The sequence below is a fragment of the Patescibacteria group bacterium genome (assembly GCA_028711655.1).
In the GTDB taxonomy this organism is placed as follows: Bacteria; Patescibacteriota; Patescibacteriia; order Patescibacteriales; family JAQTRU01; genus JAQTRU01.
In genome coordinates this window covers 1-8810 of the sequence record JAQTRU010000040.1, presented here as the reverse complement: position 1 = coordinate 8810, position 8810 = coordinate 1, and the positions used below count along the sequence as shown (strand labels likewise).

The window sequence follows — 8810 nt, the reverse complement described above, 5'->3', positions numbered from 1 at the left end:
ACTTGTACTTATAAAGGCTAAGGAAATTTATCAAATCTGGCACAAAAATTTAATTAATCTCAATCGGCTTGACCGCTGCACGATCGGATCAAAGATTGATGAAAACTTCCTGTCTTTTCTTGAGCTTATTTTCAGGGCTTCTTTCGCTCATGATAAGTTCGAGAAACTCTCGCTCGTGTCGCAGGCCACCGGCAAAAATGATCTTTTAAAATTCTTACTGCAAATAGGCTGGGAACATAAAATTATCAGTCATAACAATTATGGCTCCTTTATATTGTCCCTTGACGAAGTCGGCCGCATGCTTGGCGGCTGGAAGAAGAGTCTGCAAGAAAAAACCCGCTAACAAGCGGGAAAACAAAACAAGTCGCAAAGGCACAAGAGGCAGTAGTCGCCATTCCAGTCATTCTCGAAGTTGCCGAGGTTGAAGTTCCAGTCGCCGTCCGAGTTCCGGTTCATGTTCGGCACCCTGCGGTTGCCGTCGGCAGAGCCAAATAATATGTACGACGCGCGTTCCTTTTTCACCAGAATCAACGCCAGTCGACTCTTGTATTTTATCCTGAGTCTTAATACTCATTAACACGCCGCACCGACTTGTTTATTTTTTTCATAAGGACCGCGCTCATTCATAAGATTTTATCCGATGAATTCCTCGCTACCTTCCTTACGAGTACTAGATGACATGAAGCCTTAACCGCACATCTATCTCTGTTTAATATTATTATATAAAAAAATAGGACCTTCGTAAAGAACAAAGGTCCTAAGAATCTAAGAGATAAGAATCCTAAGTGACTTAAGCGTCTAAGCGCTCAAGTCGCAAAGGCACAAGAGGCAGTAGTCGCCATTCCAGTCATGCTCGAAGCCGCCGAGGTCGAAGCCCCAGTCGCCGTCCGAGTGCCGGTCCATGCACGGCACCCTGCGGTTGCCGTCGGCATCTTCCCAGAGAGCGTCCTTCTTATCAAATGATGCCGTCCATTTTCCGACCGGGAATTCGTCTTTCTTGAGCTGACGGACCAGGGAAAGGCCCTGCGCTCCGACCAGAATGGCCATCTGCGTAGCGAGAAACACCAGACAATCTTCCGAGGATACTCTTTTTTTTATACCGAAAATTTTGACCATATAAGTCTTTCTCGGAACCAATATCCCCGTTGCGTTGGCGAAATTATCGTCGGTGATCGCCTCGTTATAAAAATAAAATTTTTCCTTTTTCGCGTACGAGGCGAAGGTGGCGAGCTGTGTCTTGTGGTCGTAACCTTCGGGAACGGTGATTTCGAACGAGGTCAAGAGATCAAACCTGTTATCGGCGATCGAATGCTTGGCGAGCAAGACGATTATGTCGCTCTGAAACTTTCCGCCGTTAGCGAGAAGCCTCTGCATGGCGTCCTTGTCTAGAACCACCTGCTCACGAGCTCTTTTTACGGCGTCCTCCACGATTCTGCTAAGCTGTTTTTCCTGTCCTTCTGTCGGCGTGATCAACCCTGTTGTCATCGTCTTTCTCCTTTTTTGAATGTACGTTTTCCTTAAATATTCCATAACAAACATCGTAAATTCACGATAGCATAAATTTAAAATAAAGTCAAGCCAACCCAAAAAAATAAAAATACAACTTTTACTTATATTATCCTTTTTGCGAAAACTCGCAACCGCAATAATTCTGCCTGTATAAACCCAATTTTCTGGCTAAAAAAGCTGATTTTTTGAATCCGTCCTGTTTTTTAAAATCTTTATCTAAAAATTTTACTTTATATTTATTTTCCAAATCCCGGCCGAGCCGGCTGATTATTCCTGCGTCTTTATGCGGACTGATTGTTAAAGTCGTGGTAAATAAAGCAAAGCGTTTCTCTCTCGCAATTTTTGCAGTTTTCTCTAATCTGTCTTGATAGCAAATCCGGCAGCGCTCCCCTCTTTCCAAATCTTTTTCATGGCCTTTTATTTTTTCAAGCCAAGACGCGTGGTCATATTTTTCAAAAATTATTTTAAGGCCATATTCAGCCGCGATTTTTTTCGCTTCCGCCAATCTTTTTTCATATTCGCTTTTCGGATAAATATTCGGGTTATAAAAATACAAAACCAACCTATAGTCTTTTTTCAAAGTTTGCGCCGCATAAGCCCCGCAACCGGCGCAACAGACGTGAAGAAAAAGTTTGGGTTTTGTCTTTCTTAAAAAATAAAAATAAACAAAAATAGCGGCAATCATGCCTAAAGCCCCGAAAGCCAAATCAAACTCGGACAAATCCCGACCCGGTACAAAAACCTGAACATATTCGCAAAATACGGCGTAAATAAAACTAAAAACAAAAGCCGCGATTGCCGAAATTTTAAAATTACTTTTTTTAGCAAATTCCAACCCCGCCCGAATAATCAGCCAGGTTAAAACTCCAAATAAAATAAAATGAACCCCTTTATCAAAAACATTAATTTTTTCTTGAGGTTCACTGACTGCCGGCAGAGGCGTAGTGAGCAGAATAAAAATAACGAATGCCCAGCAAAGTGCTAAATAAAACTTAACTAATTTTCCCATAAATTATTATAGAGCCTTTATAATCTCTTCGCCGAATTGCCGCGCCGCTTCCGGGCCTTCGGCCGTAATAATTTTTCCGTCCGCAACCACGGCTTGTTCTAAAAAAGAAGCTCCGTTTTTCTCTAAAATTTCCCGAACTCCCGACCAGGAAGTGGCGTTTTTTCCTTGAAGGACTCCGGCTTGGGCCAAAATTGCCGGGGCCACGCAAATCGCCGAGGTAATTTTGTCTTCCGCGTAAAACTTTCTGGCTAAAATCTCCAAAGTCTCGTCGTTAATAATTTCGGCCATACCCGGTCCGCCGATAAAAGCCACAGCGTCAAAATCTTCCGGCCGGGCTTCGCCGGCCACCAGGTCAATATTAACCTTGGCGCCTTCAGCTCCGACGGCTACTCCTGATTGGATAGAAGCCACCTTGACTTGCGCTCCGGCATCGTCAAAAACTTTTCTCGGCTCGCTATATTCGGCATCGCGAAAATCCTTCGGCGCCACCACCATTAAAATTTTAGCTCCGTTCATACTTTTTGGGGGCTGTTTCAATTCCGACTTTAATCCGCAGCCGGTTAATAATAAAGATAGAATTAAAAATAAAATTAATTTGTTCATACTATTACTCCTACGAATTACGAATAATTTACGAATATACGAATTCTCATTTAAACATCTTATATAATATTCGTACATTCGTACTAATTCGTAATTCGTAGTAAAAATTTATATTTTTCTCCTGTCTACATAACTAAACCCTATAACTAAAACCAGCATTATTATAAATAAAACCGCCAAAGCAAAAATTTTTCCCAAACTCTGCAAGAATAAGCCGCTCGCTCCAAAAAGAGCCGCCAGCAGATAAAAAATCAATACGGTTTTTCTCTGCCCCAGCCCCAAGTCAAGCAACCGGAAATGGAGATGCCCGCGGTCCGCGAATTTAAAAGGATTTTTTCCCGCAGCCGACCGGCGCAGGATCGTCCAGACCACGTCCAAAATCGGGATGCCCATAACGAGCAAAGCGATGGCGATTTTGCCTCCGGAAATAATCGCCAGTACCCCCAAAATAAAACCCAGGAGAAGAGAGCCGCCTTCGCCCAAGAAAATCTTGGCCGGATGCCAGTTAAAAAACAAAAAACCCAGGCAACAAGCGGAAAAAATCAAAGCGGCCAAGCCTATGTCCGGCTGATAATACTTCGTCGTGATAGTGAAAAGAAAAATTACAATCCCGCCAATCGCGCCAAAACCGCTTACCAGGCCGTCAAGCCCATCCAGTAATTTTGTCGTGTACATCATGCCCAGAAGCCAAAGGATTATAAGAGTATCTGACAAAACCACAAAATAGCGCATGGCTCCGTTCCAGCTTATTATTGGCATTTTCCATTCATCTAAATATAAAAAACCGCCAAGGGGGTTGGTAATTTTACCGATTTCCACGCCGCCGGCCACCACGGCCAAGCTGGCCAAGACAGGAAAAATAAATTGCCAGCCCGGCTTTAAATTGTATTTGTCGTCCAGAAACCCGCCAATCATCAAGAAACAGGCGCCAATAAAAAATCCCAGCCAATGCTGGATTTCCAAATTGCCGGCTAAAAGTTTTTCCCGGGCGAAATAAAGCATTATAAAAAAAGAAAGAAAAATCGCCAATCCGCCCAAAAGAGGCACATTGGTTTTGTGGATTTTCCTGTCTGGTCCCGGCTTATCCACTATCTTAAACCTGCCGGCCAGATATTTAACCAGCAGAGTAAAAATTACCGTAAGCAATATGGAAATAATAAAAATTATTAGATAATTTGCGCTCATCTTGACTTTTTGTTAAAAATAGTTTATACTAAAAAAAGAATCAATTAAATTAAATGCTCCAAGCGAGCATTTCCGTTGTTTTTAAAATAAACAAACCACAAAGAAAGGGGAAAAAAATTAATCAAAAATTATTTACCGGCAATGTGTCAGGCTTTGTTCCAGGAACCATTAAAGAAGAGGGGAAGTAAAAATGAAAAAATCACGTCCTGTTCCCGAGTCAAAATCCGCGGCAAAAACGACGACGGTTTATGTCGTCGTATCAAAAAAATGGCAGAAGAAAAGAGTCGTATCGGTCATAGATATGGCAAAAAGGAAAGCCCGGAGTCGCTTCAATTGCCCCGGAAAAATTTACATCTGTATCGTGAAAACTCCCCCTCCCCCTGATTCACTTTTTATGAATTATTCGGAACTCACTGCCTGACAAAAAAGCACAACAGCCAAAGGGCGCTTACCCCAAGCGTCCTTTTTTTATTTATAAAAGCGGGAAAATAATCATTCGTTATGCGTTACGGATTACGCGTTCCATGTTACAAATTATAACTCTCTCCCCTTTTCTATTTCAATTTTGCCTTCTTTATTTATCACTACTATGTCCCGCCTGACCAGTTCGCCAGACAAAATCTTATTGGCAATTTCATTTTCAACCTTGTCCTGCAAAAGCCGGCGCAAAGGCCGGGCTCCGAATTTCGGGTCATAACCGGCTTTAGCTAATTTAATAACTCCCTCTTCTTCAGAGCGCAAACCAATCCCCTTGGCTTCAAGCATTTTCTTTGTGCCCTCAAGCATCAACTTCGTAATCTCTACCACATTTTCCATTGACAAAGGCTTGAAAACCACAATGCCGTCAAACCGGTTTATCAATTCCGGGCGCATTATTTTGTTAAGCTGTTTATTGATCAATTCCTCTTTTATTTCAGTGATGTCCGTGCCGGCTGCAACTTCGTCCTGAATAAAAACCGAACCGGCGTTGGAAGTAGCGATAATAATGGAATTGGTAAAATCAATGGTCCGGCCCTGGCCGTCTGTTATCCGACCGTCGTCAAAGCAGGCTAAAAATAAATTTAAAATATCCGGATGGGCTTTTTCAAATTCATCCAATAGAATTAAAGAAAAAGGCCGCTTGCGCACGGCTTCGGTCAAATATCCCCGCGTGCCGTCAACATCCCCGATCATCTTCTTAACGCTGTCGGGGAGCTGGTATTCGCTCATATCCAACCGAATCATATAGTCTTTATGGCCGAAATAAATATCAGCCACGGTTTTAGCCAACTCGGTTTTACCGACTCCGGTCGGGCCCAAGAATAAAAAATTGGCAATCGGGCGCTTGCCTTCCCGAAGGGCAGCTCTGGCCCGGCGCAAACTGGCGGCTACAATCGCGACCGCTTCTTCCTGGTTTATCATGCGCTCATGAATTTTTTCTTCCAAATTTAATAATTGCTTGCTCTCCCCGGCCGTAATTTTATTCACGGGCACGCCAGTTACCTCGCCGATAGTCCCGGCCACATCGTCAGCCGCGCAAAGGCTAGTTGCCGGATCGCTCGCGGCCCGGCGGCCAACACGGACGGCAGTGGCTTCCAAAATCTCTATGGCTTTAGCCGGCAGATATTTATCATGGATATATTTAGCGGAAAGGCTTACCGCCTGCTCAATCGCGTTATAAGAAAAATAAACTCCGTATTTGCCTTCCATGAGGCTTACTTTGCTTTCGGCCATTATAATCGCCTGGTTTCCGGCCGGCTCGTCAACTTTCACTTTGGCCAGAATATTACCCAAGGCCTTGCCTTCAATGTACTTGGAATAATTCTCAACCGTCGCCGCGGTTAAGCAAAAAAGCCTCTTCCGATTTAAGGCGTCCGCCAAAACTTCCGAAAGTTCCAAACTTTCTTCTCCGCCCCCGGTTATGCCCACTAAATTTTCTATATCTTCTATGAAAAGAACAATGTTGCCGGCCCTCCTCACTTCATCAATAATCACCAGGAGCCTTTCTTGAGCGGCCGCGGGCGTGGCTCCGCTTACCAATCGGGCTACATCCAGCTCCAAAAGCCGCTTATCCCTTAAAAATTTAGGCACATCTTCTTCAACCATCAGCTGGGCCAATCCTTCCGCTATAGTCCTTTTCCCGGCGCCCAAGGGACCGACCAAAATTACGCCAGTCCGACCGCTTTCTAAAACCCGAAAAATATCCTCAATTTCTTTATCTCTGCCCACGCAAATGCCTAACCGGCCCCACTTAGCCGCCCGGGTTAAATCGTGGGAAAAATGGTTTAAAACCGGCGTGGCTACGGCCGTATAAGCCCGGTCCATGGTTCCGGCCGGCTTGAAGCGAGCCGCCTTTTTATAATTTTGATAATTCTCCAAAAGCCTCTCATTAACCCTGAACCATTCTATAACATTCTTAATTTTGTCTTCATCCACTTCCAGATCATACAAAACCTCGGCCAAATTTTTATCGCGGCGCAGGCAGGGTAAAATCAGGTTTAAGGCCTTTACCTTTTTTTGCCCCAATTCCCCGGCCTGAGCATAAGCTTCAATTAAAATTTCTTTTACCTCCTCGCTTATGCTTAAATCGCCATTTTTCCCCAAAACCGGCTGTTTTAATAGTTGGGTTTTAATTTTCGTTATCAATTTATTCCCGTCCACGTTTAAGCGGACGAAAAGAGAAATTACTTCCTTGTCCCGCAACAGGGAAAAAAACAGGTGTAAGGGCGCTAATTCCTCATGTCCGGCTTTAGCCGCGAGTAAAAAAGCTTCCTCTATGGCCCTTATCTCCTCCGGGCTGGCCGCGCGGGAAATATCAATTTTGGCGGAAAATTTTTTCAACTCTTCCCAGTTATTGGGTAATTTTGCCGGCGCTTTTCCTCTGTTCGCCCGGAATTTTTTTATTTTTTCATGGCTGGCCTCTTCTTGGCTTAAGCGATAAATAATGAACATATCGGCCAAAACGCTAATCCAAAAAACCAAAATCAGCCAATGCTTTAAGCGCCAAAAACTGAAAAGTTCCAAATATTTCTCCGCTCCTGACAGTCCTCCGGCAGACGACGACCAGACCCAAAAAGCCAAAGCGGCTAAACCGGCCAAACCAACCGCATAAGCGGCCATATTTATAAACAAATCAACGCTCTTTTTAAAATGCCTTAGGTTTATCACCGCTTTGCTTAATTTCAATCCCCAATACAAAAATTTTCCGCCTAAAAAGCTGCCCACGCCCAAACCGGCGCAAGCCGAACACTTTAGCCCGGGCTTTTTTTCGCCCGTTCCTCCGCAAGCCGGGCAGACAATAAATTGCATTTTTGTATAATCTTCTTCCATTTATTATCAATTATAAAAATAATTGAAAAATTATTTCATAAATTGCCAAGACCGGCAGAGCAAGCCAAAGGCCTAAAATAAATAACGCTAAGGCCAGCCAAAACAGCATAAAAATACCCCGAAAAATTATCTGAAACAGTCTGACAAAAAAACTGATTAAAATACCGGCCCAGTCATACTGGGAATACATCGGCCGAAAAATATTTTTTATCCAAACAAAAAGCGCCAAAGACTTTTCTTTGTTTACTAAAAAATTTTTTAACCTTACAGTTAATTGTTTTAAACCGCGGCTGTACCACCAAAGCGGGAAATAGATTATATCCCTTAGTAAATCAATTAAAATTTTTCCCGCATATAGGCCGAGATTATTGGAAAGCATAAATTTGACTTGGGATTATTAGGATTATTACGATTCTTGCGATTCTTAGGACGTAAACAATTATTCTCCTAATAATCCTAAGAATCTCAAGAATCTCATTCAATTTTATTATACCACATTTAACATTTTTACCACAACAACTTGACAGCTATCCCGCCCTTTGCTATATTAAAATAACAAAATATTATCACCGCTTAAGCGGGATCCCGCCCACAAATATTATAATAAAGTGGCGGGAAAATAACAAAATAATATAAAAAGCGATTTTTTTATTTTTTTATATTATTTTATTTTTAAAAACATGGCTCATAAGAAAGCCGGCGGTTCCACAGCGCTGGGCCGGGATTCAAAAAGCAAAAGATTGGGTGTTAAGCTGGCAGACGGGCAATTCGCCAAAGCCGGCGCGATTATAATTCGGCAAAGAGGCACAAAATACCATCCGGGCCAGAACGTAAAAAAGGGCAATGACGATACTTTGTTCGCCACGGTTGCCGGCATGGTTAAATTTACCACAAAAAAGCTGAAAAAATTCAACAATCAGCTGAAAAATACAAAAATTGTAAGCGTCCTGCCGCAAAAATAAAAATTATTTCATAAAAAAAGAGAGTGAATAAATTTCACTCTTTTTTTTATGCTATTACGAGGGATCCCCGCGGGTTAGCTGGGTCCTCACAATGACATATGTTTCATTAAGCCTAACCCCAAAATTTAGACAGTATGCTAAGATATAGATATTGGCATAATTAGTCTAAATCTATGGGTAATATCAAACGCAAGCATCCAACGCCATTTAAGGTTAAGGTCGCTCTGGAGCTA

At 42.7% G+C, this 8810-nt stretch carries 8 protein-coding genes; 2 read left to right on the top strand and 6 right to left on the bottom strand.

All coding sequences use genetic code 11. The features are described 5' to 3' along the window. The coding region (locus PHQ42_04560; GenBank protein MDD5071975.1) for a four helix bundle protein at positions 1-343 on the top strand (343 nt) is incomplete at its 5' end. 455 nt (positions 344-798) lie between these two features. On the opposite strand, the gene PHQ42_04555 is transcribed toward PHQ42_04560, so the two are convergent. From PHQ42_04555 to PHQ42_04530, 6 genes are all read right to left on the bottom strand, one after another. Then, complete coding sequence (locus tag PHQ42_04555; protein ID MDD5071974.1) at positions 799-1530, bottom strand: hypothetical protein; 732 nt, start codon at positions 1528-1530, stop codon at positions 799-801. An 85-nt stretch (positions 1531-1615) separates the two neighbouring features. Continuing rightward, complete coding sequence (locus PHQ42_04550) at positions 1616-2518, bottom strand: epoxyqueuosine reductase QueH (protein ID MDD5071973.1); 903 nt, start codon at positions 2516-2518, stop codon at positions 1616-1618. 6 nt (positions 2519-2524) lie between these two features. Continuing rightward, the gene (locus tag PHQ42_04545) at positions 2525-3034 is read right to left on the bottom strand and encodes a DJ-1/PfpI family protein (GenBank protein ID MDD5071972.1); all 510 of its coding nucleotides are present in this window, start codon (positions 3032-3034) and stop codon (positions 2525-2527) included. A gap of 195 nt (positions 3035-3229) precedes the next feature. Continuing rightward, positions 3230-4306: an MraY family glycosyltransferase gene (locus PHQ42_04540; GenBank protein MDD5071971.1), complete on the bottom strand. Its 1077-nt coding sequence runs from the start codon at positions 4304-4306 to the stop codon at positions 3230-3232. Positions 4307-4840: 534 nt separating this feature from the next. Then, entirely contained in the window at positions 4841-7615 is a 2775-nt protein-coding gene (locus PHQ42_04535) for an ATP-dependent Clp protease ATP-binding subunit (GenBank protein MDD5071970.1), read from the bottom strand. A 10-nt stretch (positions 7616-7625) separates the two neighbouring features. Beyond that, positions 7626-7994 carry a hypothetical protein gene (locus tag PHQ42_04530; GenBank protein MDD5071969.1) on the bottom strand — a complete coding sequence of 123 codons (369 nt, stop codon included), beginning with the start codon at positions 7992-7994 and terminating at the stop codon, positions 7626-7628. 301 nt (positions 7995-8295) lie between these two features. Here PHQ42_04530 and rpmA point away from each other — a divergent pair, with 301 nt between their 5' ends. Continuing rightward, the gene (gene rpmA / locus PHQ42_04525) at positions 8296-8577 is read left to right on the top strand and encodes a 50S ribosomal protein L27 (protein ID MDD5071968.1); all 282 of its coding nucleotides are present in this window, start codon (positions 8296-8298) and stop codon (positions 8575-8577) included. The last annotated feature ends 233 nt before the right edge of the window (positions 8578-8810 follow it).

Bases quoted from the DNA above. Each gene is read 5' to 3' on its own strand.
- PHQ42_04545 (MDD5071972.1), bottom strand. From the start codon at position 3,034: ATGAACGGAGCTAAAATTTTAATGGTGGTGGCGCCGAAGGATTTTCGC.
- PHQ42_04535 (MDD5071970.1), bottom strand. From the start codon at position 7,615: ATGGAAGAAGATTATACAAAAATGCAATTTATTGTCTGCCCGGCTTGC.
- PHQ42_04540 (MDD5071971.1), bottom strand. From the start codon at position 4,306: ATGAGCGCAAATTATCTAATAATTTTTATTATTTCCATATTGCTTACG.
- PHQ42_04530 (MDD5071969.1), bottom strand. From the start codon at position 7,994: ATGCTTTCCAATAATCTCGGCCTATATGCGGGAAAAATTTTAATTGAT.
- PHQ42_04550 (MDD5071973.1), bottom strand. From the start codon at position 2,518: ATGGGAAAATTAGTTAAGTTTTATTTAGCACTTTGCTGGGCATTCGTT.
- PHQ42_04555 (MDD5071974.1), bottom strand. From the start codon at position 1,530: ATGGAATATTTAAGGAAAACGTACATTCAAAAAAGGAGAAAGACGATG.
- rpmA (MDD5071968.1), top strand. From the start codon at position 8,296: ATGGCTCATAAGAAAGCCGGCGGTTCCACAGCGCTGGGCCGGGATTCA.